General features: G+C 42.9%; 40 protein-coding genes. 34 read left to right on the plus strand and 6 right to left on the minus strand.

The window, feature by feature from the left end; genetic code table 11:
- The 29 genes from AAEY98_RS21470 to rplQ all read left to right on the plus strand — a co-directional run.
- Positions 1 to 384: EF-Tu C-terminal domain-related protein (locus AAEY98_RS21470; RefSeq protein ID WP_498292260.1), on the plus strand; the 384-nt coding region annotated here is incomplete at its 5' end.
- Positions 385 to 737: 353 nt separating this feature from the next.
- Positions 738 to 1,049 (plus strand): 30S ribosomal protein S10, encoded by a 312-nt coding sequence (rpsJ, locus tag AAEY98_RS21475; protein WP_011635639.1) that lies wholly within the window; start codon positions 738 to 740, stop codon positions 1,047 to 1,049.
- Positions 1,050 to 1,076: 27 nt separating this feature from the next.
- Complete coding sequence (gene rplC / locus AAEY98_RS21480) at positions 1,077 to 1,715, plus strand: 50S ribosomal protein L3 (RefSeq protein ID WP_101033710.1); 639 nt, start codon at positions 1,077 to 1,079, stop codon at positions 1,713 to 1,715.
- Between the two features lie 17 nt (positions 1,716 to 1,732).
- A complete protein-coding gene (rplD, locus tag AAEY98_RS21485; RefSeq protein ID WP_011635641.1) occupies positions 1,733 to 2,338 on the plus strand; it encodes a 50S ribosomal protein L4 in 606 nt (201 codons plus the stop codon).
- On the plus strand, positions 2,335 to 2,637 hold the full coding sequence (gene rplW, locus AAEY98_RS21490; RefSeq protein WP_011635642.1) for a 50S ribosomal protein L23: 303 nt from the start codon (positions 2,335 to 2,337) through the stop codon (positions 2,635 to 2,637). The genes rplD and rplW overlap by 4 nt, the downstream gene beginning before the upstream one ends.
- A 16-nt stretch (positions 2,638 to 2,653) precedes the next feature.
- Positions 2,654 to 3,478: a 50S ribosomal protein L2 gene (gene rplB / locus AAEY98_RS21495; RefSeq protein WP_011635643.1), complete on the plus strand. Its 825-nt coding sequence runs from the start codon at positions 2,654 to 2,656 to the stop codon at positions 3,476 to 3,478.
- Between the two features lie 14 nt (positions 3,479 to 3,492).
- The gene (rpsS, locus tag AAEY98_RS21500; RefSeq protein WP_006083596.1) at positions 3,493 to 3,771 is read left to right on the plus strand and encodes a 30S ribosomal protein S19; all 279 of its coding nucleotides are present in this window, start codon (positions 3,493 to 3,495) and stop codon (positions 3,769 to 3,771) included.
- A 15-nt stretch (positions 3,772 to 3,786) separates the two neighbouring features.
- Positions 3,787 to 4,119 (plus strand): 50S ribosomal protein L22, encoded by a 333-nt coding sequence (gene rplV / locus AAEY98_RS21505; protein WP_011635644.1) that lies wholly within the window; start codon positions 3,787 to 3,789, stop codon positions 4,117 to 4,119.
- Between the two features lie 12 nt (positions 4,120 to 4,131).
- A complete protein-coding gene (rpsC, locus tag AAEY98_RS21510; RefSeq protein ID WP_011635645.1) occupies positions 4,132 to 4,821 on the plus strand; it encodes a 30S ribosomal protein S3 in 690 nt (229 codons plus the stop codon).
- An 11-nt stretch (positions 4,822 to 4,832) separates the two neighbouring features.
- Positions 4,833 to 5,243 (plus strand): 50S ribosomal protein L16, encoded by a 411-nt coding sequence (gene rplP, locus AAEY98_RS21515; RefSeq protein ID WP_011635646.1) that lies wholly within the window; start codon positions 4,833 to 4,835, stop codon positions 5,241 to 5,243.
- The gene (gene rpmC, locus AAEY98_RS21520; protein WP_011635647.1) at positions 5,243 to 5,434 is read left to right on the plus strand and encodes a 50S ribosomal protein L29; all 192 of its coding nucleotides are present in this window, start codon (positions 5,243 to 5,245) and stop codon (positions 5,432 to 5,434) included. The genes rplP and rpmC overlap by 1 nt, the downstream gene beginning before the upstream one ends.
- A complete protein-coding gene (gene rpsQ, locus AAEY98_RS21525) occupies positions 5,434 to 5,682 on the plus strand; it encodes a 30S ribosomal protein S17 (RefSeq protein ID WP_011635648.1) in 249 nt (82 codons plus the stop codon). The genes rpmC and rpsQ overlap by 1 nt, the downstream gene beginning before the upstream one ends.
- Positions 5,683 to 5,858: 176 nt before the next feature.
- On the plus strand, positions 5,859 to 6,227 hold the full coding sequence (gene rplN / locus AAEY98_RS21530) for a 50S ribosomal protein L14 (protein WP_011635649.1): 369 nt from the start codon (positions 5,859 to 5,861) through the stop codon (positions 6,225 to 6,227).
- 10 nt (positions 6,228 to 6,237) lie between these two features.
- Positions 6,238 to 6,552 (plus strand): 50S ribosomal protein L24, encoded by a 315-nt coding sequence (gene rplX / locus AAEY98_RS21535; protein WP_101084804.1) that lies wholly within the window; start codon positions 6,238 to 6,240, stop codon positions 6,550 to 6,552.
- A gap of 13 nt (positions 6,553 to 6,565) precedes the next feature.
- Positions 6,566 to 7,105, plus strand: a complete 540-nt coding sequence (gene rplE, locus AAEY98_RS21540; protein ID WP_011635651.1) for a 50S ribosomal protein L5 — start codon at positions 6,566 to 6,568, stop codon at positions 7,103 to 7,105.
- Between the two features lie 10 nt (positions 7,106 to 7,115).
- Entirely contained in the window at positions 7,116 to 7,421 is a 306-nt protein-coding gene (gene rpsN, locus AAEY98_RS21545; RefSeq protein WP_011635652.1) for a 30S ribosomal protein S14, read from the plus strand.
- Between the two features lie 24 nt (positions 7,422 to 7,445).
- On the plus strand, positions 7,446 to 7,838 hold the full coding sequence (rpsH, locus tag AAEY98_RS21550; RefSeq protein WP_011635653.1) for a 30S ribosomal protein S8: 393 nt from the start codon (positions 7,446 to 7,448) through the stop codon (positions 7,836 to 7,838).
- 10 nt (positions 7,839 to 7,848) lie between these two features.
- Entirely contained in the window at positions 7,849 to 8,382 is a 534-nt protein-coding gene (gene rplF, locus AAEY98_RS21555) for a 50S ribosomal protein L6 (protein ID WP_011635654.1), read from the plus strand.
- A 10-nt stretch (positions 8,383 to 8,392) separates the two neighbouring features.
- Positions 8,393 to 8,743 carry a 50S ribosomal protein L18 gene (gene rplR, locus AAEY98_RS21560; RefSeq protein ID WP_011635655.1) on the plus strand — a complete coding sequence of 117 codons (351 nt, stop codon included), beginning with the start codon at positions 8,393 to 8,395 and terminating at the stop codon, positions 8,741 to 8,743.
- 12 nt (positions 8,744 to 8,755) lie between these two features.
- Positions 8,756 to 9,259, plus strand: coding sequence for a 30S ribosomal protein S5 (gene rpsE / locus AAEY98_RS21565; protein WP_011494651.1), 504 nt, complete (start codon positions 8,756 to 8,758; stop codon positions 9,257 to 9,259).
- Positions 9,260 to 9,265: 6 nt separating this feature from the next.
- The gene (rpmD, locus tag AAEY98_RS21570) at positions 9,266 to 9,454 is read left to right on the plus strand and encodes a 50S ribosomal protein L30 (RefSeq protein WP_011635656.1); all 189 of its coding nucleotides are present in this window, start codon (positions 9,266 to 9,268) and stop codon (positions 9,452 to 9,454) included.
- Complete coding sequence (gene rplO / locus AAEY98_RS21575) at positions 9,454 to 9,888, plus strand: 50S ribosomal protein L15 (protein ID WP_011635657.1); 435 nt, start codon at positions 9,454 to 9,456, stop codon at positions 9,886 to 9,888. Before rpmD ends, rplO begins: the two co-directional genes overlap by 1 nt.
- Positions 9,889 to 9,895: 7 nt before the next feature.
- Entirely contained in the window at positions 9,896 to 11,236 is a 1,341-nt protein-coding gene (gene secY / locus AAEY98_RS21580; protein ID WP_101084805.1) for a preprotein translocase subunit SecY, read from the plus strand.
- Positions 11,237 to 11,259: 23 nt separating this feature from the next.
- Positions 11,260 to 11,373 carry a 50S ribosomal protein L36 gene (gene rpmJ / locus AAEY98_RS21585; RefSeq protein WP_006083579.1) on the plus strand — a complete coding sequence of 38 codons (114 nt, stop codon included), beginning with the start codon at positions 11,260 to 11,262 and terminating at the stop codon, positions 11,371 to 11,373.
- Positions 11,374 to 11,490: 117 nt separating this feature from the next.
- Positions 11,491 to 11,847 (plus strand): 30S ribosomal protein S13, encoded by a 357-nt coding sequence (gene rpsM, locus AAEY98_RS21590; protein WP_011635660.1) that lies wholly within the window; start codon positions 11,491 to 11,493, stop codon positions 11,845 to 11,847.
- A 17-nt stretch (positions 11,848 to 11,864) separates the two neighbouring features.
- The gene (rpsK, locus tag AAEY98_RS21595) at positions 11,865 to 12,257 is read left to right on the plus strand and encodes a 30S ribosomal protein S11 (RefSeq protein WP_011635661.1); all 393 of its coding nucleotides are present in this window, start codon (positions 11,865 to 11,867) and stop codon (positions 12,255 to 12,257) included.
- A 32-nt stretch (positions 12,258 to 12,289) separates the two neighbouring features.
- Positions 12,290 to 12,910, plus strand: a complete 621-nt coding sequence (gene rpsD / locus AAEY98_RS21600; RefSeq protein WP_011635662.1) for a 30S ribosomal protein S4 — start codon at positions 12,290 to 12,292, stop codon at positions 12,908 to 12,910.
- 24 nt (positions 12,911 to 12,934) lie between these two features.
- Complete coding sequence (locus AAEY98_RS21605; protein ID WP_011635663.1) at positions 12,935 to 13,924, plus strand: DNA-directed RNA polymerase subunit alpha; 990 nt, start codon at positions 12,935 to 12,937, stop codon at positions 13,922 to 13,924.
- 40 nt (positions 13,925 to 13,964) lie between these two features.
- Positions 13,965 to 14,360 (plus strand): 50S ribosomal protein L17, encoded by a 396-nt coding sequence (gene rplQ / locus AAEY98_RS21610; protein WP_011635664.1) that lies wholly within the window; start codon positions 13,965 to 13,967, stop codon positions 14,358 to 14,360.
- A gap of 1,327 nt (positions 14,361 to 15,687) precedes the next feature.
- Here the strand turns inward: rplQ and ccmE are convergent.
- From ccmE to ccmA, 5 genes are read right to left on the minus strand one after another with little or no spacing between them, the layout of a single operon-like run.
- Complete coding sequence (ccmE, locus tag AAEY98_RS21615; RefSeq protein ID WP_101084806.1) at positions 15,688 to 16,173, minus strand: cytochrome c maturation protein CcmE; 486 nt, start codon at positions 16,171 to 16,173, stop codon at positions 15,688 to 15,690.
- Entirely contained in the window at positions 16,157 to 16,369 is a 213-nt protein-coding gene (gene ccmD / locus AAEY98_RS21620; RefSeq protein ID WP_011635666.1) for a heme exporter protein CcmD, read from the minus strand. Before ccmD ends, ccmE begins: the two co-directional genes overlap by 17 nt.
- A complete protein-coding gene (locus AAEY98_RS21625) occupies positions 16,369 to 17,115 on the minus strand; it encodes a heme ABC transporter permease (protein ID WP_101084807.1) in 747 nt (248 codons plus the stop codon). Before AAEY98_RS21625 ends, ccmD begins: the two co-directional genes overlap by 1 nt.
- Positions 17,115 to 17,801, minus strand: coding sequence for a heme exporter protein CcmB (gene ccmB, locus AAEY98_RS21630; protein ID WP_351019584.1), 687 nt, complete (start codon positions 17,799 to 17,801; stop codon positions 17,115 to 17,117). The genes AAEY98_RS21625 and ccmB overlap by 1 nt, the downstream gene beginning before the upstream one ends.
- Positions 17,802 to 17,810: 9 nt before the next feature.
- Complete coding sequence (gene ccmA, locus AAEY98_RS21635) at positions 17,811 to 18,461, minus strand: cytochrome c biogenesis heme-transporting ATPase CcmA (RefSeq protein WP_351019587.1); 651 nt, start codon at positions 18,459 to 18,461, stop codon at positions 17,811 to 17,813.
- Positions 18,462 to 18,785: 324 nt separating this feature from the next.
- Here ccmA and AAEY98_RS21640 point away from each other — a divergent pair, with 324 nt between their 5' ends.
- Positions 18,786 to 19,079 (plus strand): c-type cytochrome, encoded by a 294-nt coding sequence (locus AAEY98_RS21640; protein ID WP_101084809.1) that lies wholly within the window; start codon positions 18,786 to 18,788, stop codon positions 19,077 to 19,079.
- A gap of 96 nt (positions 19,080 to 19,175) precedes the next feature.
- Here the strand turns inward: AAEY98_RS21640 and ccmI are convergent, their stop codons facing one another.
- Positions 19,176 to 20,429: a c-type cytochrome biogenesis protein CcmI gene (ccmI, locus tag AAEY98_RS21645; protein WP_351019590.1), complete on the minus strand. Its 1,254-nt coding sequence runs from the start codon at positions 20,427 to 20,429 to the stop codon at positions 19,176 to 19,178.
- Positions 20,430 to 20,847: 418 nt separating this feature from the next.
- Here ccmI and AAEY98_RS21650 point away from each other — a divergent pair, with 418 nt between their 5' ends.
- Genes AAEY98_RS21650 through AAEY98_RS21665 form a run of 4 tightly spaced genes read left to right on the plus strand, consistent with a single transcriptional unit; the run spans position 20,848 to position 24,471 of the window.
- The gene (locus tag AAEY98_RS21650) at positions 20,848 to 22,818 is read left to right on the plus strand and encodes a heme lyase CcmF/NrfE family subunit (protein WP_101084811.1); all 1,971 of its coding nucleotides are present in this window, start codon (positions 20,848 to 20,850) and stop codon (positions 22,816 to 22,818) included.
- A 16-nt stretch (positions 22,819 to 22,834) separates the two neighbouring features.
- Positions 22,835 to 23,389 carry a DsbE family thiol:disulfide interchange protein gene (locus AAEY98_RS21655; RefSeq protein WP_011635673.1) on the plus strand — a complete coding sequence of 185 codons (555 nt, stop codon included), beginning with the start codon at positions 22,835 to 22,837 and terminating at the stop codon, positions 23,387 to 23,389.
- Positions 23,389 to 23,871 carry a heme lyase NrfEFG subunit NrfF gene (nrfF, locus tag AAEY98_RS21660; RefSeq protein ID WP_101084812.1) on the plus strand — a complete coding sequence of 161 codons (483 nt, stop codon included), beginning with the start codon at positions 23,389 to 23,391 and terminating at the stop codon, positions 23,869 to 23,871. Before AAEY98_RS21655 ends, nrfF begins: the two co-directional genes overlap by 1 nt.
- 60 nt (positions 23,872 to 23,931) lie before the next feature.
- Positions 23,932 to 24,471, plus strand: coding sequence for a TlpA family protein disulfide reductase (locus AAEY98_RS21665; protein WP_351019593.1), 540 nt, complete (start codon positions 23,932 to 23,934; stop codon positions 24,469 to 24,471).
- Positions 24,472 to 24,651: the final 180 nt, after the last annotated feature.

Below are 24,651 nucleotides of genomic sequence, written 5' to 3' on the forward strand. Positions count from 1 at the left end.
GAAGGTCGTGCTGGCGAAAACTGTGGTGTGTTATTACGTGGTACTAAGCGTGATGACGTAGAACGTGGTCAAGTACTAGCTAAGCCTGGTTCAATTAACCCACACACAACTTTCGAATCAGAAGTTTACGTGTTGTCAAAAGAAGAAGGCGGACGTCATACTCCATTCTTCAAAGGCTACCGTCCACAGTTCTTCTTCCGTACAACAGACGTAACAGGCACAATTGAGTTACCAGAAGGCGTAGAAATGGTTATGCCTGGTGATAACATCAAGATGGTCGTTACTCTGATTTACCCAATCGCGATGGACGACGGTTTACGTTTCGCTATCCGTGAAGGTGGCCGTACAGTTGGTGCAGGTGTTGTAGCTAAAATTATCGCGTAATAGCGAGTTTAGTGAACACTGAAAAAGGAAGCTTAGGCTTCCTTTTTTATTTCCAAAAAGTAGCAATCATTAGTAGCATTAACACATAAAATGTGTAAAATGCGCGGCAGTTGATTGTAAGAAGACTTTTAGAAGACTATTTACACAATGGGCTTGATCTTAGAAAGAAGATCTGTATAATTGCCCACTCGCTGACTAGTGCAGCGTAAATTATAATGTTTAACCAAGTAGGTTACTCATTTTCACAGCGACTCCGATTGGGAGTCGAACGGTTAAATCATCTCGCTCTGCTTTTCCATTAGGAAGAAGCTAGAGGGTGATTTTTTATATGTCCATTTTAGGAGCTCTGGTCAATGCAGAACCAAAGAATCCGTATCCGCTTGAAAGGCTTTGATCATCGTTTAATTGATCAGTCTACAGCGGAAATCGTTGAAACTGCTAAGCGTACAGGCGCGCAGGTTCGTGGTCCAATTCCACTACCTACTCGCAAAGAGCGTTATACCGTTTTGATCTCTCCGCACGTTAATAAAGATGCTCGTGATCAGTACGAAATTCGTACCCACAAGCGTTTAGTTGACATCGTAGAGCCAACAGAAAAGACTGTAGACGCATTAATGCGTTTAGATCTTGCGGCTGGTGTCGACGTTCAGATTAGCTTAGGTTAATTGAGATCCTTAGAAGAGGTTTGAGAGATGGCTATCGGTCTTATTGGTCGTAAAGTGGGTATGACTCGCATCTTCACTGAAGATGGTACGTCAATCCCTGTAACAGTAATCGAGATTGCAGGCAACCGCGTTACTCAAGTGAAAACTTTAGAAACAGACGGTTATCGTGCACTTCAAGTGACTACTGGTACCAAAAAAGCCAATCGCATCACTAAAGCAGAAGCAGGTCACTTTGCCAAGGGCGGCGTAGAAGCTGGTCGTGGTTTGTGGGAAATGCGTTTAGCAGATGGTGAAGGCGAAGGCATTGAAGTTGGTGCTGAAATTAATGTTGATATTTTCGCTGAGACAGTGAAAGTAGATGTTACTGGTCAATCAAAGGGTAAAGGTTTCCAAGGCGGCGTTAAGCGTTGGAACTTCCGTACTCAAGATATGACACATGGTAACTCTTTGGCACACCGTTCGAATGGTTCTATCGGTCAGAACCAAACGCCTGGTCGTGTATTCAAAGGCAAGAAAATGTCAGGCCATATGGGTGCTGAGCAAGTAACAACTCAAAATCTACACGTAGTACGTGTTGATGCAGAGCGTAACTTGTTGTTAGTACGCGGCGCAGTTCCAGGCGCTACCAATGGTGACTTGATTATCAAGCCAGCAGTTAAAGCTTAAGGTCTGAGGAGATAGTAATGGAATTGGTATTGAAAGACGCCCAGAGCGCTCTTGAAGTTTCCGAAACTACCTTCGGCCGTGACTTTAACGAGGCATTGGTTCATCAGGTAGTTGTAGCATATGCTGCAAACGCGCGTCAGGGCACTCGTGCTCAAAAGACTCGTGCGGAAGTAACTGGCTCAGGCAAAAAGCCTTGGCGCCAGAAAGGCACAGGCCGCGCTCGTGCCGGTAGTGTTAAAGGCCCAATCTGGCGTGGCGGTGGCGTAACATTCGCTGCTAAAACACAAGATCACAGCCAAAAAGTTAACAAGAAGATGTACCGTGGTGCTCTAAAGAGCATATTCTCTGAATTGGTACGTCAAGAGCGTCTAGTTGTTGTTGAATCGTTTGGTGTTGAAGCTCCTAAAACTAAAGAGCTGAAAGCTAAATTAAAAGCAATGAACTTAGAAGATGTTCTAATTGTTACAGCTGAAGTTGATGAGAATTTATTCTTAGCAGCTCGCAACTTATACAAAGTTGACGTGCGTGACGTAGCGGGTCTTGACCCAGTTAGTCTAATTGCGTTCAACACTGTTCTTGTTACTGCTGATGCAGTGAAGCAAATCGAGGAGATGCTAGCATGATCCGCGAAGAACGTTTGCTAAAAGTTATTCTTGGTCCACATATCTCTGAAAAGAGTACTGTGCTTGCTGAGAAAAACAACACTGTAGTTTTCCGCGTAGCCATCGATGCAACTAAAGCAGAGATTAAAGCTGCAGTAGCGAAGCTATTTGAAGTTGAAGTTGATTCTGTTCGCACTTTAGTTAATAAAGGCAAAACCAAGCGTACCGGTGGCCGTGTAGGTCGTCGTATCGATTGGAAAAAAGCTTATGTTACTTTAGCTGCTGGTGCTGAAATCGATTTCGTCGGCGGCGCTGAATAAGCAAAGGAGAATTATCATGGCAGTTATTAAGTGTAAGCCAACCTCTCCAGGTCGTCGCCACGTAGTTAAAGTGGTGAATACGGACCTGCATAAGGGTAAACCTTTTGCTGGCCTGTTGGCGAAAAAAACTAAAAGTGGTGGCCGTAATAATACTGGCCGTATCACTGTACGCCACGTAGGTGGTGGACATAAGCAGCACTATCGTATTGTTGACTTCAAACGCAACAAAGATGGTATCCCTGCGAAAGTTGAACGTCTTGAATACGATCCAAACCGTACAGCGCACATCGCGCTAGTACTGTATGCAGATGGTGAGCGTCGTTATATTCTTGCTGCAAAAGGCATGAAAGCTGGCGACCCAATCCAATCTGGCTTGGATGCAGAAATCAAGACTGGTAACGCTAGACCGTTACGCAACATTCCAGTAGGTAGTGTTGTACACGCTGTCGAAATGAAGCCTGGTAAAGGCGCTCAAATCGCACGTTCAGCTGGTGCTTATGTACAAGTTGTTGCTCGTGATGGTGCTTATGCAACTCTACGTCTTCGCTCTGGCGAAATGCGTAAAGTTCCAGTAGATTGCCGCGCGACATTTGGTGAAGTTGGTAATGCCGAGCACATGCTACGCCAGTTAGGCAAAGCAGGTGCTAAGCGCTGGAGAGGCGTACGCCCTACAGTTCGAGGTGTTGCAATGAACCCAGTAGACCATCCACATGGTGGTGGTGAAGGCCGTACTTCTGGTGGACGTCATCCAGTGAGTCCATGGGGTGTGCCGACTAAGGGTTATAAAACTCGTAGCAACAAGCGCACTGATAAGTACATCGTACGTCGTCGTAATAAATAGTAAGAGGATTCGCCATGCCACGTTCTCTCAAGAAAGGTCCCTTCATTGACCTGCACTTGCTGAAGAAGGTAGAGAAAGCGATGGAAGCGGGAGATAAAAAGCCAATTAAGACTTGGTCTCGTCGCTCAATGATCATCCCTAATATGATTGGGTTGACCATCGCTGTCCATAATGGTCGTCAGCACGTACCTGTGTTCGTAACTGACGAAATGATCGGCCACAAGCTTGGTGAATTTTCACCAACTCGCACTTATCGCGGCCATGCTGCAGATAAGAAAGCGAAGAAGCGTTAATACGGGAGGAATAAGATGGAAGTTTTAGCTAAACATCGTTTTGCTCGTACGTCTGCGCAGAAGGCCCGTCTAGTTGCTGATCAAATTCGCGGATTGCCTGTTTCTAAGGCACTCGAGATTTTGACATTCAGCCCCAAGAAAGCCGCCGTACTAGTAAAAAAAGTACTTGACTCAGCTATCGCAAACGCCGAACACAACGAAGGTGCTGACATTGATGAGCTTAAAGTTGGAGCCGTCTTCGTAGATGAAGGCCCAACAATGAAGCGTATCATGCCACGTGCTAAAGGCCGCGCTGATCGTATCATGAAGCGTACCAGTCACATCACTGTGGTTGTAGCAGATCGCTAGGAGAAGAGAGCAATGGGACAGAAAGTACATCCTAATGGTATCCGTCTGGGTATCACTAAGCCTTGGATCTCTACCTGGTACGCAGATAAGTCAGACTATGCAAATAATCTGAACAGCGACTGGGAAGTGCGTCAATATTTAACTGAAAAGTTAAAAGCCGCATCAGTATCTAAGATTGTTATTGAACGCCCAGCGAAAAGCATCCGCGTTACTATTCACACTGCCCGTCCAGGTATTGTGATTGGTAAGAAAGGTGAAGACGTTGAAGTATTACGTGCCTATGTGTCTAAAATCACTGGTACTACTGCTCAAATCAACATCGCTGAGATCCGTAAGCCTGAATTAGACGCTAAGCTCGTTGCTGACTCTATTGCTCAGCAGTTAGAGCGTCGTGTTATGTTCCGTCGTGCTATGAAGCGCGCAGTACAAAACGCAATGCGCATTGGTGCTCAAGGTATCAAAGTTCAAGTGAGCGGCCGTTTAGGCGGCGCTGAAATTGCGCGTGCAGAATGGTATCGTGAAGGTCGTGTACCTTTGCATACTTTGCGTGCTGATATCGACTATTCAACCGCAGAAAGTCACACTCAATACGGTGTGATTGGTATTAAAGTTTGGATCTTCAAAGGCGAAGTTCTAGACGGTTTAGTACCTGCTATTGAAGAGCCTAAGCAGCAACCTAAGCGTAAGCCTCGTGGTAAATAGGAGAAACTTTTATGCTGCAACCTAAACGTATGAAGTTTCGCAAGATGTTCAAGGGCCGCAACCGTGGTCTAGCGAACGGTACTGAAGTTAGCTTTGGTACTTTCGGTTTGAAAGCAGTCGGCCGTGGCCGTTTAACTGCACGTCAAATTGAATCTGCACGTCGTGCCATGACACGTCATGTTAAACGTCAAGGACAAATTTGGATTCGAGTTTTCCCTGACAAGCCAATTACCTCTAAGCCTCTTGAAGTGCGTATGGGTAAAGGTAAAGGTAACGTTGAATACTGGGTATGTCAGATTCAACCTGGTAAGGTTCTTTACGAGATGGATGGTGTTCCTGAGTCGTTGGCTCGTGAAGCCTTCGCTTTGGCTTCTGCCAAACTTCCTCTGAAGACTACCTTCGTAACTAAGACGGTGATGTAATGAAAGCGAGCGAACTAAGAGAAAAGAGCGTTGAAGAACTTAACGCTGAATTACTTGGTCTGCTGCGTGAGCAGTTTAACCTGCGTATGCAACACGCTACTGGTCAGTTGACTCAAACGAATCAGTTGAAACTAGTGCGTCGTAACATTGCACGTGTTAAGACCATTATTACTTCTAAGGCAGGTGTGTAATGTCTGATAAAGCCCGTACTTTGCAAGGTAAAGTAATTAGCAACAAAATGGATAAGTCTATTACTGTTGCTATTGAGCGCCAAGTGAAACATCCTATTTATGGGAAGTACATTAAGCGTACAACTAAGATCCATGCACATGACGAAACTAATCAGTGTAATGAAGGGGATTTCGTGGCTATTAGCCAGTGTCGTCCTCTATCTAAGACTAAGTCTTGGACACTAGCTGAAGTAGTAACAAAAGCCTAATCTCGATTAGGTTAACGTAAACGGCCCCAGTATTTGGGGCCGTTTGTTTTTTTTGCTATGCATTCCAAAAATGTGTGTTATACTTGCGCGCCAATTTTGAGTAAATTATTACTTGAATTTGGTTCAAATATACTCCCATAGTGGGATTGTGTAGTAACGATAGCGGAGCACTTGAAATGATCCAAATGCAATCGACTCTAGACGTCGCATGTAACAGCGGCGCACGCAGAGTTCAGTGTATTAAGGTCTTGGGTGGCTCTCATCGTCGTTATGCCGGTATCGGCGACATTATCAAAGTTTCTGTTAAAGAAGCGATTCCTCGCGCTAAAGCGAAGAAAGGTGATGTATATAACGCGGTGGTAGTCCGTACTAAGAAAGGCGTACGTCGTCCAGACGGTTCTGTCATTCGCTTCGATCGGAATGCAGCGGTATTGCTTAACGCAAACCTTGCACCGATTGGTACTCGTATCTTTGGCCCAGTGACACGTGAATTGCGTAATGATAAATTCATGAAAATTGTCTCGCTGGCACCAGAAGTACTGTAAGGAGCTTCAAATGGCAGCTAAAATCCGTCGTGAAGACGAAGTAATTATATTAGCAGGTAAAGACAAGGGTAGCCGCGGTAAGGTTTCTCAAGTTCTACCTACTGGTAAGTTAATTGTTGAAGGCTTTAATCTTGTTAAAAAGCACCAGAAACCTAACCCTCAATTGGGTGTGACTGGTGGCGTTATCGAGAAAGAAGCACCGATGCAAGCATCAAACGTTGCGATCTTTAACCAAGCCACAGGCAAGGCAGATCGTGTTGGTTTCCGATTTGAAGACGGCAAAAAAGTCCGTTTCTTTAAATCGAACAGCGAACTCGTTAAGTAATTTGGAGTAAACGATGGCGAAACTGCATGATAAATATCAAGAGACTGTAGTTGCTGAACTAGCTAAAAAGTTCGGCTACAGCAGTGTCATGCAAGTCCCTCGGATTGAAAAAATCACCCTAAACATGGGTGTGGGCGAAGCTGTTGCAGATAAGAAAGTTATGGAGCATGCGCTCCGTGACATGACTGCAATCGCTGGCCAGAAGCCAATTGTAACTGTTGCTCGTAAATCAGTTGCTGGTTTTAAAATCCGTGAAGGCTACCCTATTGGCTGTAAAGTTACCCTACGCGGTGAGCGTATGTGGGAATTTTTAGAGCGTTTAGTTGACATTGCAATACCACGTATTCGTGATTTCCGAGGCTTAAGCGCTAAAGCGTTTGATGGCCGTGGTAATTACGCAATGGGCGTGCGTGAGCAGATCATCTTCCCAGAAATCGATTATGATAAAATCGATAAAATTCGTGGTATGGATATTGTTATCACTACTACTGCGAAGAATGATGAAGAAGGTCGTGCTTTGTTAGACGCTTTTAACTTCCCATTCAAGAAATAAGGGTAGCATAATGGCAAAAACATCTATGAAAGCACGTGAAGCAAAACGTGCGCAGCTCGTAGCTAAATATGCTGAAAAGCGTTTAGCACTTAAGGCTATAATCAGCAGCCCTGCAACTTCTGAAGAAGATCGCTGGGATGCCGTACTTAAGTTACAAGCTCTACCACGTGATTCTAGCGCTGCGCGTCAACGCAACCGCTGTAATCAAACTGGTCGCCCACATGGTTTTCTACGTAAATTCGGCTTAAGCCGTATTAAATTACGTGAAGCAACCATGCGTGGTGAAGTTCCTGGTCTGCGTAAGGCCAGCTGGTAAGCACTTGTCACGGAGTAAGCTAATATGAGCATGCAAGATCCTATTGCGGATATGTTAACCCGTATTCGTAACGGCCAAGCTGCTAACCACGTATCTGTTAAGATGCCTTCAGCTAAGTTAAAAGTAGCAATTGCGAAATTACTTAAAGATGAAGGTTTCATTACTGAATACGCCGTAGCAGATGAAGCTAAGCCTGAATTAGAAATTACGTTAAAGTATTTTCAAGGCAAACCAGTCGTTGAGACTATCCAGCGTGTAAGTCGCCCTGGTCTTCGTATTTACAAAGGTAAAGACGAGTTACCAAAGGTGATGGGCGGTCTGGGTATCGCAATTGTGTCCACTTCTCAAGGCTTGATGACTGATCGCGCCGCCCGCCAAAATGGCACGGGTGGCGAGGTTATCTGCTACGTAGCGTAAGGAGCTAGAAATGTCTCGTGTTGCAAAAGCACCAGTCACTGTTCCTGCTGGCGTAGAGGTGACTTTAAACGAACAGACCTTAACTGTTAAAGGCAGTAAAGGAAGTCTGACTCGAGTAATCAACAATGCGGTAAATGTTGTTATCGAAGATGCACAAGTAAAGTTTCTTCCTGTCGATGGCGTTTCTAACGCTTGGGCTCAGGCTGGTACTGCACGTGCACTAGTAAACAACATGGTTGTTGGTGTATCTCAAGGTTTTGTGAAAAAACTTAAATTAGTTGGTGTAGGTTACCGTGCAAAGATTGCTGGTAGTGACTTAGATTTAACATTAGGTTTCTCACATCCATTAGTACACAAACTGCCCGCAGGCGTTACTGCAGAGTGTCCTAGCCAAACTGAAATCGTGCTTTCGGGCGTTGATAAACAAGTTGTTGGTCAGGTTGCTGCTGAAATTCGCGGATATCGTCCACCAGAGCCTTATAAAGGCAAAGGTGTTCGTTATGATGACGAAATAGTACGCCGTAAAGAGGCTAAGAAGAAGTAGGTAACGCGATATGGATAAGAAAACATCTCGCTTACGTCGCGCGTTACGTGCACGTAAGAAGATCCAAGAGCTGGGCGTGAATCGTCTGGTTGTACATCGTACACCGCGTCACATTTATGCTCAGGTGATCAATCCTGAAGCTCAGGTGTTGGCAGTTGCTTCAACCGTTGAAAAAGCGGTTAAAGAGCTACTAAAGAGTACCGGTAACGTTGATGCGGCTAAAGCAGTAGGTAAAATTGTTGCTGAGCGTGCGATCGAGAAGGGCGTAGCAACAGTTGCGTTCGACCGTTCTGGTTTCAAGTATCATGGTCGTGTAGCTGCACTAGCAGATGCCGCTCGTGAAGCTGGCCTGAAGTTCTAAGGGGTTATAAAAATGGCTAAATTAGAAGCTCAGCAAAAAGACGATCTGCAAGAGAAATTGATTGCAGTTAATCGTGTTTCTAAAGTAGTTAAGGGCGGTCGTATCTTTAGCTTCACAGCACTAACAGTAGTGGGTGACGGTAACGGTAAGATTGGCTATGGCTATGGTAAAGCGCGTGAAGTTCCAGCTGCTATTCAAAAAGCAATGGAAAAAGCCCGTCGTAATATGGTAACAGTGGAGTTGAATGCAGGTACTTTGCATCACCCAGTTAAAGGTCGCCATACTGGTTCAAAAGTTTATATGCAACCAGCATCACAGGGTACCGGTATTATTGCCGGTGGCGCAATGCGTGCCGTATTGGAAGTAGCAGGCGTTCATAACGTTCTGTCAAAAGCATACGGTTCTACTAACCCGATCAACATCGTTCGCGCAACTGTCGATGCGTTGGTGCACATGAAGTCACCAGCTCAAATCGCAGCAAAACGTGGCCTGAATGTTGATGAGATTCGGGGGTAATGCACCATGGCTACTAAAACTTTAAAAGTCACACAGACTAAAAGCAGCATTGGTCGTTTACCAAAACACCGTGCAACCTTAACCGGTTTAGGCCTACGCCGCATTAATCACACTGTTGAAGTTGAAGATACACCTTCAGTTCGCGGTATGATTAACAAGGTGTACTACATGGTTTCGGTGGAGGAATTAGGATAATGCGTCTAAATACTCTATCTCCAGCAGCAGGTTCTAAATCTGCTCCTAAGCGTGTAGGCCGTGGTATCGGTTCAGGTTTAGGTAAAACAGCGGGACGTGGCCATAAAGGTCAGAAGTCTCGTTCAGGCGGCGGTGTTCGCGTCGGTTTCGAAGGTGGTCAAATGCCACTTAAGATTCGTTTACCTAAGTTTGGCTTTACTTCGCGTCGCGCTTTGGTAACAGCTGAAGTTCGTTTACTCGAACTAGCAAAAGTTAACGGTGATGTTGTCGATTTGAATGCACTGAAAGATGCGAACGTTATTACTCGCAACATCCAGTTTGCGAAAATCGTTCTTTCAGGTACCATTGACCGCCCAGTGACTGTAAAAGGTCTCAAGGTAACCAAAGGTGCTCGTGCAGCTATTGAAGCTGCCGGTGGCAAGATCGAGGAATAATACGTCGATGGCAAAACCAGGACTTGATTTAAAAAGCGCGAAAGGCGGTTTATCTGAACTGAAAACTCGTCTTCTGTTCGTGATTGGTGCGATTATCGTCTTTAGAGCCGGTTCGTTCGTGCCAATTCCTGGTATTGACGCAGCTGTATTGGCAGAGCTATTTGCTCAGCAAAAAGATACCATCCTTGGCATGTTTAACATGTTCTCGGGTGGTGCCTTAGAGCGTGCTTCTATCTTCGCATTGGGTATTATGCCGTATATTTCGGCATCTATCATTATGCAGTTATTGACTGTTGTGCATCCTGCACTCGCTGAATTGAAAAAGGAAGGCGAATCAGGACGTAAGAAAATCAGTCAATATACTAGATATGGCACACTCGTGTTGGGTACGCTGCAATCTGTCGGTATTGCAACGGGTTTACCAAATCTGATGCCTGGTCTTGTGGCCAATCCCGGATTTGGTTTCTACTTTGTTGCAGTTGTGAGCTTAGTAACAGGAACAATGTTCCTTATGTGGCTAGGTGAGCAAATTACCGAACGTGGTATTGGTAATGGTATCTCGATTTTAATTTTCGCAGGTATTGTTGCTGGTCTACCATCGGCCATCGGCTCAACGGCTGAGCAGGCGCGTCAAGGTGACATGAATGTATTAGTACTACTGTTGCTCGCAGTGATTGTATTTGCTGTAACTTATTTAGTGGTATTTGTGGAACGTGGTCAACGTCGTATCGTCGTTAACTACGCTAAACGTCAACAAGGCCGTAAGGTCTTTGCAGCGCAAAGCACACATTTACCATTAAAAATAAATATGGCAGGTGTGATTCCACCAATCTTTGCTTCCAGCATTATTTTGTTTCCAGGTACACTGGCTCAGTGGTTTGGACAAAATGAGTCTATGTCATGGTTAAGCGATTTCGCTTTAGCTGTGTCACCAGGACAACCGCTGTATTCATTATTGTATGCGACAGCAATCATCTTTTTCTGTTTCTTCTATACTGCGTTGGTTTTTAACCCTCGTGAAACAGCAGATAACTTGAAAAAGAGTGGTGCATTCATTCCTGGGATCCGTCCCGGAGAACAGACTTCGCGTTACATTGATAAAGTAATGACACGTTTAACCTTAGCGGGTGCGTTGTATATTACCTTTATCTGCTTAATTCCGGAGTTCATGTTAATTGCGTGGAAAGTACAGTTCTATTTTGGCGGTACTTCGCTACTAATTATAGTAGTCGTAATCATGGACTTCATGGCTCAGGTTCAGACCCATATGATGTCCCATCAATATGAGTCTGTGATGAAGAAAGCTAATCTTGTTAACAAAGCCAATTTAGACCGCTTTGGAAAATAAGATTGCTTTTACGGAGTGATGAAATGAAAGTTCGAGCTTCCGTGAAGAAGATCTGCCGTAATTGCAAGATCGTCAAGCGTAGTGGTGTTGTACGCGTTATATGTGTTGAACCAAAACACAAACAGCGTCAAGGCTAAGAAAGAAGTTTGGTCAGCTCAATAATGGGCTGACCAAAATATTGTTTGCAAATCTGTCGTCTGTCGAGTATCCTTTCGGGCTTTTCGCAGATGGCCTTTAACTTTAAGGAGTGCATAGTGGCCCGTATCGCTGGCATTAACATTCCTGATCAAAAGCATACAGTCATTGCGTTGACTGCTATTTTTGGTATTGGACGTACACGCGCTAGAGCAATCTGCGCATCTACTTCAATTGCTGAAGATGCTAAGATCAAGGAATTGAGCGAAGCTCAAATAGATATCCTACGCGAAGAAGTCGCCAAATACACTGTAGAAGGTGACTTGCGTCGTGAGATTTCAATGAACATCAAGCGTCTTATGGATCTTGGTTGTTATCGTGGTCTCCGCCATCGTCGTAGCCTGCCCCTTCGTGGGCAACGTACTAAGACCAATGCGCGTACGCGTAAAGGTCCACGTAAGCCAATAAGAAAGTAACGGGAAGGTAAACCAAAATGGCTAAAGTTCCGTCACGTTCTCCGCGTAAGCGCGTACGTAAACAGGTTGCAGATGGCATGGCTCATATCCATGCGTCTTTCAACAACACAATTGTCACCATTACGGATCGTCAAGGTAATGCGTTGTCATGGGCTACCTCAGGTGGTTCTGGTTTCCGTGGTTCACGTAAATCAACACCATTCGCTGCGCAGGTTGCTGCTGAGCGTGCAGGTATTGCTGCTCAAGACTACGGTGTTAAAAACCTTGAAGTTTTCGTGAAGGGTCCTGGTCCAGGTCGTGAATCAGCCATTCGTGCGCTGAACGCTGTTGGTTATAAAATTACCAACATTACCGATGTGACGCCTATCCCTCATAATGGCTGTCGTCCACCTAAAAAGCGTCGTGTATAACACTGCGTATATAGGATAGTTGGAGAAAGATCATGGCAAGATACTTGGGTCCCAAGCTCAAGCTCAGCCGCAGAGAAGGTACAGACCTTTTCCTAAAAAGCGGTGTGAGAGCAATCGATTCGAAGTGTAAGCTAGAAACTGCACCTGGACAACATGGCGCACGTAAGCCACGTTTGTCTGAGTATGGTATTCAGTTACGCGAGAAACAAAAAGTTCGTCGTATTTATGGTGTGCTAGAAAAGCAATTCCGTAACTACTACAAAGAAGCTGCACGTCTAAAAGGCAATACTGGTGAAAACCTGTTGCAACTTTTAGAAGTCCGCCTAGATAACGTCGTTTATCGTATGGGTTTCGGTTCTACTCGTGCAGAATCACGTCAGCTAGTAAGCCATAAATCTGTTATGGTTAACGGTCGTGTTGTTAACATTCCGTCATTCAAAGTGTCTGCGAATGATGTTGTAAGCATCCGTGAAAAGTCACGTACTCAAGCTCGTATTAAAGCGGCTTTAGAAGTGGCTGGTCAACGCGAAAAGCCTACATGGGTAGAAGTCGACAATGCGAAAATGGAAGGTGCTTTCAAGCGCGTTCCAGAACGTAGCGATTTGTCTGCGGATATTAACGAACAGCTGATCGTCGAGCTTTACTCTAAGTAAAGCTAACAAACAAGAGAGGACACAATGCAGGGTTCTGTTACAGAATTTCTTAAACCGCGTCTCGTTGATATTGAGCAGGTTAATTCAACTCGCGCCAAAGTTACACTAGAGCCACTAGAACGTGGTTTTGGCCATACCTTAGGTAACGCGTTGCGTCGCATCCTATTGTCGTCTATGCCTGGCTGTGCAGTTACTGAAGTCGAAATTGACGGCGTACTGCATGAATACAGCAGTAAGGAAGGCGTACAAGAAGATATCCTTGAGATATTGCTTAATCTTAAGGGATTAGCAGTGACCATCGAGGGTAAAGACGAGGCTTTGCTTACATTAAGCAAGTCCGGCACAGGCCCTGTTACAGCAGCAGATATCACACATGATGGTGATGTTACCATCGTGAATCCTGATCATGTTATCTGTCACTTGACTGGTAACAATGATATCAGCATGCGTATCCGCGTTGAGCGTGGTCGTGGTTATGTGCCAGCTTCGGCTCGTGCACAGACTGAAGACGATGATCGCCCAATCGGTCGTTTGCTGGTTGATGCTTCTTTTTCACCTGTTGCTCGCATTGCTTATAATGTTGAAGCCGCTCGTGTTGAACAGCGTACCGACTTAGACAAACTTGTGATAGATATGACCACAAACGGTACTATCGATCCTGAGGAAGCAATTCGTCGTTCTGCAACAATTTTAGCTGAACAGCTAGATGCGTTTGTTGAACTACGTGATGTTACTGAGCAGGCTGTTGTAGAAGAGAAACCGGAGTTCGATCCGATTTTGCTGCGTCCTGTCGACGATTTAGAGCTAACTGTACGTTCGGCTAACTGTTTAAAAGCCGAAGCGATTCATTACATCGGAGATCTGGTACAACGCACTGAAGTTGAGTTGCTTAAGACCCCTAACTTAGGTAAGAAATCTCTTACTGAAATTAAGGATGTTTTAGCGTCTCGCGGACTGTCGTTAGGTATGCGTCTAGAAAACTGGCCTCCGGCTAGTTTAGCTGACGACCTATAAGTCTCAGGTTAGTACAGATTTAGGTTATAAGGATTAGGTCATGCGCCATCGTAAGAGTGGTCGTCAACTAAACCGCAACAGCAGTCATCGCCAAGCTATGTTCCGTAACATGGCTTGTTCAATAGTTCGTCATGAGATTATCAAGACAACTGTAGCTAAAGCGAAAGAACTGCGTCGCGTTGTTGAACCTCTAATAACACTTGCTAAAGTTGACAGCGTTGCAAATCGCCGTTTAGCTTTCGCTCGTACCCGCGACGCTGAAGTTGTAGGTAAGTTATTTACTGAATTGGGTCCACGCTTCCAGGAACGTCCTGGTGGTTACACTCGTATTCTTAAGTGCGGTCTACGTACCGGTGATAAAGCCCCAATGGCTTACATCGAGTTAGTAGGTCGTCCTGAAGCTGCTGAAGCTGTTGAAGTTGAAGCTGCTGAGTAATTAATTACTCACCGAAAAACCGAGCCTAGGCTCGGTTTTTTTTTATCTTTTTTTAACTTCGACTTTGTTTCAAACATCATATCTTTTTAGCTGCAATCCATATCCATTTATTGTACAACTTGGTAAATGTCTACTATTTATGCGTAATCTTCTATCTGATTATTTTCACAATCGCTCTCAGCTCGGTCAACGAGATGAACCTAATACTCATTTTCTTGATTCTCTGATCCGATATGTGTCGTACAACTCTGTTTAGTAAAATCGTATTATAGTGTTTGTATTAAGGACATATTAGCAACGTTAACCATGTCTAAGCTTAAGTCGATAATACCAAGTACAAGACGCTAAAGTTGTTCTTATGTTTGCAACAATGGCTACTCCATTTAAGCCAATGTTCACAGGTTTTGAGCTGCAAACGAACCTTCAACAGAGTTGGTCGAAACCACTTACTGTATGTGTAATATTTTATTGATGTAGGAATATGACTGACGGCGGGAATGCAATGCTGGATCTGTTACTTAACATCACGTTAAGGCTGCGTATTCGACTTGATTAACGTACTTTGAAGTTATACTCAATGACTAGGTTATATGATGCCATTATTGTTAACCGTGGCGTGTAGACATGCTACATAGGTCTTACCATAACTAACTATTATCTATTTGGCCTCAGCTTGGAATCATAAATGGTCATCAAATTCTCCTTTGTATTGCCAACTGTATTGCATTACTTGCAATAGGCTAGTAATGACGCACCGCTGTGCTTAGTTAAAAAAAATGACAAGTTTGATATGAAATAGGCCGAATATTGTCATTTTGCCTTACCTATCTCACTTATTAACCTGAATTGAGGTTATTTAGCATTATTGAGCTGATGCCAAAAATAGAAAATATGGATTAGTCTATAGGTTAAAGCCGTTGTGCTGTGGTTCAAAATCATTGAATCAAAACTGGAAACACAATAAATAGAAGGGTTTTATTGAAACCAGAGTTGTTCATAATTCGATAGGCTTTCATTATAGGTATGACTTACTGTGACTGGCATTGTTCAGTACGTCGAAAATAAGCAGACTTTTAATAGAGACACAACATTTTCAGTTAAGCAGTATTTTACCTTAAATGGATATAATGGTTTTTTGCACCGTCACACCATTGTTTCTTATCCTTGCTGAAAATCTTAATGTAAAACTGACAATAGGTTACAAACCTATGTTCAAAGTATCCTCTCCTTAATGAGTAGCTAAAATAATAGCAACTATCTGTCGATAACAATTGAAATTTCATTCATAAAAAAAGCCTCCGAAGAGGCTTTTTATTACAAATAGACTTTATTTTTCTTCAAGAGCTTTTTGATTATAGGTCGGTTTTTCATGCGTTTGACCCATAGCTTCAGCAACTTCAGGTGGCATGTAATTTTCATCATGCTTAGCGAGTACTTCAGTGGCCTCTAGTTTTCCTGACTCAACCAGTACACCCTGGGCAACGATACCTTGACCTTCTCTAAATAAGTCTGGTAATAAATCGTCGTATGTAACGGATACAGTCCCACCCGCTGAATCATGTACAGCAAATTCAACGTGTAAGCTGTCTGGATCGCGTTTCATCGATCCCATTGTTACCATGCCACCGATTCGGATACGTTGTCCAAGCTCTGGTTTTACACCCGTATCGTTTTTACCGTGGGTAATTTCATACGGTGTATAGAATAAATTCAAATTTGAATTTAGTGCGTACAATAGTAATGATGCAACAGCAGCAACGCCCGCAATCAATGCAACGGCAAGGGTTAATCTCTTTTTACGTCTTGGATTCACGGTTATTACCTCTTGTTTCTTTCAGGCGTTGTTCACGCGTTATCTTTTTAGCAATTTCGATCAGGACTTTACGTTTTTGTCTGATACTCAGGGTTATTAATGTGGCTAGACAGCCGAACGTTACACCATAGGATAGCCAAACATAAAATGCGTAACCGCCCATATCAAGAAAATCTTTAAATGAATCAAATTGCATTATTTTGCCTCCTCTGCGGTTGCTAAGTCTCTCACCCAAGGGCGCATGCCATTGCGAGCAAGGATCTCTGTTCTATAGCGGATCAAGGTTATCGCTCCAATCATCATCCCAAACCCGAAAATATTAATTAACAGTGGGTATAACATATCGGTCGACATCGTCGATTTTTCTGTGATTCTAATGGTTGATGGCTGATGTAAACTACTCCACCAATCAACGGAATATTTAATAATGGGTATATTAATTACGCCGACAATCGCCAGAATTCCAGAAGCTCTAGCCGCGAGGACTTTATCTTCAAATGATGCATACAGTGATATAACCCCAAGGTAGAGAAACAGTAATACCAGTTCAGAGGTTAAGCGTGCATCCCATACCCACCACGTTCCCCACATAGGTTTACCCCATGCAGCACCTGTTAGTAAGGCAATAAAGGTAATGACTGCACCAATAGGTGCGATAGCTGCCGCGGCCCAGTCTGCCGATTTTATTTGCCAAACTAAGCCAATAAATGAAGCTACTGCCATACCCATATATGCAGCCATTGACATCGATGCAGCAGGTACATGGATAAAGATGATTCGGTAACTGTCACCTTGTTGGTAATCTGTCGGGGCAAATAATAAACCCCAAATACTGCCTGTTCCAACGAGTAATATTGCTAGAATACTAAACCAAGGCAACAAAGTGCCTGACAGTTTATATGCCCGTTCAGGGTCTGCGTAAGAATGTAACCATTTCCACATTAGTTTGTGCTCACACGTAAAGAGGCGCCAATTGCGAAAGGTGCCAAGATTAAAGAACCGACCAACATTGCGGCAAGAATCGCAAGTTGACCATTATAAGCCATATTCAGTCCTGCAGCATCAATCGCACTAGTGGCAAAAATAAGTACAGGTATATATAAAGGTAGAATAAGTAAACTTAGCAGGACTCCTCCTTTGCGAAGTCCTACAGTCAGTGCAACACCTATCGCACCAAGTAACGACAATATCGGTGTACCTAATGCTAAAGTCGACATCAATGCACCGTAACTATTGTCTTCTAAATGCAACAGTACAGCGAGTAATGGTGCGACTAGAATTAATGGCACACCAGTAAGTATCCAATGTGCTAGAACTTTGGCAAGAACCATTAATGCTAACGGTTGTGGGCTCAGTAGCATTTGTTCTAAGCTGCCATCGTTGTAATCTGCTTTAAATAAACGTTCTAATGACAGCATAGATGCAAGTAAGGCTGCTACCCAGATAATACCAGGTGCTACTCTAGTCAACACTTGAGGTTCTGGTCCAATTCCTAAAGGAAAAAGAGTGACCACTAAAATAAAGAATAACAGCGGGTTAAAAATATCACCTCGATGTCTAATGGCAATTCTTAAATCACGTTGCAAAAGCGTCATGAATGCTGTGGTGTAACTGATTCCTCGTTTCATTCAAATACCTTATACAAAGCGATAGTCGAGAGTGATTTTACGTAGTATGGCATCACTAATAATGCTCATATCCTGATGTGTGGTTAATATTACACATCCACCCGATTCAGCATGTTGAATAAAAAGGTGCTCTAATTCTTCTACACCTTTTTTATCAATTGCGGTAAAAGGTTCGTCGAGGATCCATATTTTACAATTACTGTGTTGTAATCTTGCTAATGCAGTACGTCGATGTTGTCCCGCAGATAAATGACCTGCTAGTGCTTCTTCAAAACCGGTTAAATTGACTTTCGCCAGAATTTCAGTGGTATCGAAATTATCATAGCCACTAATTCTTAAATTGAAGTTAAGATTTTCTTCTGCTGTTAGCTCGCTTTTCACACCCGCTAAATGCCCGAGATAGAGTAAGTCGTGATTAAATTCGTCTCTACAGCGATTGATGTTTTCACCATTATATTCAACTTCACCGGCATAGGGACGTGACAAACCAGCAATAATACGTAAAAGACTGGTTTTACCGGCACCATTAGGACCTTCAACCTGGACAATATCCCCTGCATTGATATTAAAACTCAGTCCATCAAATAGAATGCGCTCTTCCCTAATACAGGTTAATTCGTTGGCACTTAATAGCACTTGTGATTGGTTTGATATGGTCACTTATCCCTCTTATTTTACTTGAGGATGAATTCGAAAAGATATTAACACAAACACTTTTATCGGTTTAGCTTTGTCACTGATTAAGTGCTAGCAATTTGATATGGTTCCAAAATTATGAATTTAGTTTGAACTTTTTCATCGATTACTAATATATTACCTGAACTACACAGATTGTCTCGATTTAGAGGCTAAGCTGAGATTGTTATCACAAAAAGATGAGTTTTTTTGCTAATTGTAGTAATCTATCGTTGCTAAAAATGAGTCTGCCTTCTAAATCAAAGGGCAGCGTTAAGCTTTGTATATTTGCAATTAGGAACGATGAATATGAAAAAATTGTTAGCAATGACTGCAGTAGCTGCCTTAACTTTGTCTGCAAATGTATTTGCTCAAGAAGGTGAAGCTATTTACAATAAAGCGTGTCAAGTATGTCACAGCATGGGTGTGGCCGGAGCGCCTAAAGTTCATGACGCTGCGGCATGGGAACCACGTCTAGCAAAAGGTTTAGATGCCTTAGTTGGTTCGGTTAAGTCTGGTTTAAACGCAATGCCACCAGGTGGTATGTGTACTGACTGTACCGATGAAGATTACAAAAACGCAATTCAGTTTATGTCTAAGTAGTTTTCAACTAAATCAAAAAACCGGCTTTTATAGCCGGTTTTTTTATGGGTTAATTTCAGTGATGCTAACTGAGAACATCACTAATATTACACCATGCTATTGCACTAAGGTATCCAGAGTTAGTGCAGCATTATCACCCACTTTAATGGCTTTAATGGTACCCTTTAGGTCTCCAGGTTGCGGTTTCACGCTGCCATTTTTTGACAGTACCGCAATTATTTCGACTTCTTGTACTGAGCTCAGTGTGACATCGCCACCCATTGAAGTACTATCATCTAATGTGATTGTTGCAGGTAAACTGCTAGCACTGATTTTAGTTGCCGCTAACGGTACTTTTGGACCTTGCGTTGCTCGTGCGAAAATAAACACAGTATCGCTATCGGCCACTTTGTCTGCTAATTCTGGAGCAATAGAAACTTCAATTGCGACTGTCTTCGCATTGCTCGTAACTGCTGGCTTTTGAGTTGAATCACCATTAGGCATTGCCGAACCTTCATTAAGGCGCATGTTTGCAGATTCAATTGCATTCATTAATGCTGTTCTATCAACATCATCTCGATCGCTGTCTAAGATCATCTGCCAAGCATTGATAGCTTTGTTGTAGTCAGCGGTAAAGAATGCATCCATGCCAACAAGAAGTAGTGTAGAGGGGTCTTGTGGGTCTAACGCTAAAGATTGATCAATCACAGCTTGAATCGCCGGCGACATCTGCTGATTTGCTTTATAGTATAGCGCAGTCGCTTTAGGCCCAAGGAGTTCAGCTTGCGTGCCGACGAGTTCCATTACCTTATCAAATGCGCCAATGGCTTTATCATATTGGTTGGCAGATATATAAGCATGACCAAGGCTGAACCAAGCTTGGCTATCGTCTGGCTGTGCCTGCACTTTTGCTTCCATCATTTGTACCCGTTGCGACATTATTTGCGCCGGATCCATGCCTTGATGAGGATTGCTTGCTTGAGGAGGATTGGCTAATTCGTTATAAGCACCTAAGTGTTGATATAGGTAACCGGAAACAGCCAATAAGCACAAGGTCATAAAAGCAGGCCATAATGCGTTTTTTGATTTAATTTCTACATCAAGGGAGTCATCACCTTTTTGTTGCATGTCCTGAAGTAGATTTATCTCTAATTCTTTCTTTAATGCTTCGAATTCGACTTGATCCAAAAGCTCGTCATGTAATTCTTTTTCAAGAATTGTTAACCGCTCAGCAAAAAGTTCAAGGTTAGTTTGTCTACGAACGCCAGACTCTTCGGCTTGTAACAGTTTTGTTTGGCGAAAGTGTGGCACCCAAATCATGATTAGGCCGATGAGTACGACAAGCGCAATAAAAATCCAAAATGTGGTCATTATGTCAATATTCACTTTTAGGTTAACAGAGAAAGCGGCATTTACCGCAGTGCTTGGAACTTCGATTATACGTAAAGATTATTAATTGAATAGTAATATAAGGAAGATATGAATCCAAATCCTGATAGTTGCGTACTGGTTCACAGATTGAATGGTTTGACTAACTAATAGCGAAACTTTATATCAGTAATACTGTCAGACAAGTTGCCAAAAAAATTCGTTTTGGTTGAATCGGTGTTCATAATGAGACTGGTGACCCAATTTTGTACGAAAATGGCAGACATATGTCATAGCAAGTTCTAAAATGCGTTAAAATTCGTTTAAGCTAATGTGCGTATATTAGTTTCATCGCATTAATTAGTACTGTCGTGATTTGTTTGTTTCAGATCCGCTAATTTTTTTAGACTAAGGAATACCCATGATTCCAGAACTTGGACATTTCTCGCTAATTCTCGGTTTGGCTTTTGCCTTACTGCTAGCTAGCGTGCCGTTATATGGTTCCGCACGTAAAGACCAGTATCTTGTTCGATATGCCTGGCCACTGACATACGGAATGTTTTTTTTCATCAGTCTCTCCGTTATAGCACTAGGGTACAGCTTTGCTGTTGATGATTTCTCTGTGGCTTATGTCGCCCATCACTCTAATTCTCAACTACCAATATTCTTTAAAATTGCGGCGGTATGGGGTGGTCATGAAGGTTCATTATTATTCTGGGTATTCGCGTTGTCTGTATGGACTGCATCAGTAGCACTATTTAGTAAGGGCTTAGAAGAAGTCTTTACCGCAAGGGTGTTATCTGTTTTAGCGATGATTGTTGTTGGCTTCAGTTTATTTATGATCCTTACATCAAGTCCATTTGAACGGATATTTCCTATTCCTCTAGAAGGGCGAGATTTAAATCCAATGTTGCAAGATGTTGGCTTAATCTTCCACCCACCAATGTTGTATCTAGGGTATGTGGGTTTTTCAGTCTGTTTTGCCTTTGCTATTGCAGCCCTCATGAGTGGCAGACTTGATTCTGCTTGGGCACGCTGGAGTCGTCCATGGACATTAGCGGCATGGATATTTCTAACTGGCGGTATTTCACTTGGTTCTTGGTGGGCTTACTACGAATTAGGTTGGGGCGGCTGGTGGTTCTGGGACCCAGTTGAAAATGCATCATTTATGCCTTGGTTAGTCGGTACTGCTTTAGTGCACTCATTAATTGTGACGGAAAAGCGTGGGGCATTCCGTAACTGGACTGTATTGCTGTCTATCTTTGCCTTCTCATTAAGTTTACTCGGCACCTTTATTGTACGTTCTGGTGTGCTTACGTCAGTGCATTCATTTGCAGCAGATCCAAGTCGTGGTTTGTTTATCTTGCTGTTGTTAGGTATTGCCATTGGTGGTTCGTTAACTCTGTTTGCTTTCCGAGCCAGTGAAATGAGCAGTCCAGCACGATTTGAGCTTAAATCAAAAGAAACCATGTTGCTAATCTGTAATGTGTTACTCACTGTTGCTGCAGGTACTGTGTTGCTGGGTACGCTTTATCCTTTATTGATAGATGCATTAGGCATGGGCAAGATTTCCGTCGGACCTCCATATTTTAATGCTGTATTTGTACCTATCGTATTAGTGCTATTTGGCTTTATGGGTATTGGTCCAATTATTCGCTGGAAGAAATCTAAAGCAGGCGAAATTAAAAAACAGTTACTTATTCCAGCTATTATTGCATTAGTTACCGGTGTCGCTGCTCCATTTATTGCTGGTGGCCAATTTAATGCTTGGGTGATGTGTGGTGTGGCTGCTACAGCATGGATCATGCTATCCACTTTTCGCGCTGCTTATAATATGGTGAGCGATAAAGAAGGTGGTATTAGTCTTAATCGAATTGGCCGTAGTCAATTGGGAATGCTCTTCGCTCACTTTGGTATTGCTGTGTCGGTAATGGGGGCTACTATTGTCTCTAACTATTCGATTGAAAAAAGCGTCCGTATGGGCCCTGGTATCAGCCAAGAACTAGCAGGTTACACATTTAAGTATTTAGAAACTAAAAATGTTGTTGGTCCTAATTATACGGCACAACAAGGCCAGATTGAGATTTACAAAGATGATGAATTTATCACTTTACTCAAACCTGACCGTCGTCAATACAATGTACGAACTATGGATATGACTGAAGCGGGTATTGATTGGGGATTATTCCGCGATTTATATGTCACTATGGGTGATCCCATTAGTTTAACCGAGTTTGCGGTGCGTCTTAATTACAAACCGTTTGTACGTTGGTTGTGGTTTGGATCAATCTTTATGATGATTGGTGGCTTCCTGGCAGCATCCGATAAGCGTTATCGTGTAAAGCAAGCTGCGACAGATGAAGCAGTAAAAGCAAAATTAGCGACTGCTTAATATACTCGGAGACATTATGAAGAAGTTTGTACTGTTTATACCTTTGGTTATATTTTTGGGTATGGGCGTGTTTTTATACAAAGGATTATTTCTCAATCCTAAGGTGCTTGATTCTGCATTAGAAGGAAAGCCAGTTCCGGCTTTCCAACTTGAGCGCTTAGAAGTGCCTAGTGAAGTGTTAACTGAGAAAGATCTTCCAGCAAAAGTGTCTATGTTGAACTTTTGGGCAACTTGGTGTCCAGCATGTAAGTATGAGCATCCTTATTTGATGATGCTGTCTAAACGTAACTTGTTACCTATATATGGTATCAACTATCGTGACGAGCGAGCATTAGCTGTTAAGGAGTTAACTACTCAAGGTGATCCATACACAGTGAACATCTTTGACAAAGATGGCCGCTTAGGTCTTGATCTTGGCGTATATGGAGCACCGGAAACTTTTATAGTCGACCATAACGGTATTATTCGTTATCGCTATGCCGGTCCTATAGATCAAACGGTATGGACACAAACCTTGTATCCAATGATCCAGCAATTACAAGCTGAAGCTAAAGTCGATGGAGCATCGTAATGAAATTCATATTTAAAATGATGGTGGCTTGTACGAGTTTACTTTTTACTCTGACGGTAATGGCCACACCTGTTGATACTTATGAATTTCAATCGGTAGATAATCAACAAAGAGCATTGTCACTAGCACACCAATTGCGTTGCCCACAGTGTCAGAATCAAAACTTAGTCGATTCAAACTCTCCGGTTGCGCAAGATTTACGTCTTGAAGTGTATACGATGGTCGATAGTGGTAAGTCAGATTCAGAGATTATTGAATTTATGACCAGCCGCTATGGCGATTTTGTTTTATACAATCCAAAGTTAGATTCGAAAACTTATATTCTATGGCTTGGTCCATTTGGGTTACTTGTTTTAGGTCTCTTTATTGGTTTTATCTTTGTGCGTAAGCAACGTATACAGGCATCTGAATCGACAACCTTGTCAACAGAGCAACAAGCTGAGTTAGATGCGTTATTAAATCGTAGCAAGACAACTAAGTAACCGATTGGAGTATTAACCTTGAAACAGTGGTTTGCATTTATCTTCACTAGCTTCTTTCTTATGGGCACTGCAAGTGTGGCTAACGCATACCCCGGCATGCAAGCTGCGGCTAAGCAAACCACTGAATCAACACTCGAGCGCATAAATATATTGCCGCAACCATTCCCGATTGCTCTAGTCGATTTTACTGATCTTGTTGGTCAGTCTGTTAACTTTGAACAATATAAGGGTAAAGTGGTTGTTGTTAATCTTTGGGCTACTTGGTGTCCACCGTGTGTAAGAGAACTTCCTGCACTCAATCGATTAAATCAAACTCTAAATGCACAACATTTTGCATTATTGCCCATTTCTATTGATGCTGAAGCTGTGACAATAGTGCAACCATTTTTGGAGTCTCTTGGATTAGGAGAATTTAATTCGTATTTCGATCCGCAACAACAACTACGTGATGTCTTCCCGCTTGATACGATACCAGCAACATTTATCTTAAATGAACAAGGTGAGCTGGTGGCTTATGTTCGTTCGTATGTCGATTGGGACGATTCAAATGTGGTGACTTTCCTTGAACAGTTCCGCCAGAACGCTAAAGAAGTACAATAAACCGTCATAAAGTCGCTTAAAATACGAAAAAGGATCGCTTTTGGTGAAAAGATCGCCAAGCGATCCTTTTTTATTAAAAAAGGCCTTGCGCAAAAACGTGAGCTGCCTATAATGCGCATCCACTGACACGGCAGACAGCGCAAGCGGTTACTGAGTCAGGTTGAATTAAGTGCTTCAAAA

The sequence above is a fragment of the Shewanella sp. AC91-MNA-CIBAN-0169 genome (assembly GCF_040310165.1).
Taxonomy (GTDB): Bacteria; Pseudomonadota; Gammaproteobacteria; order Enterobacterales; family Shewanellaceae; genus Shewanella.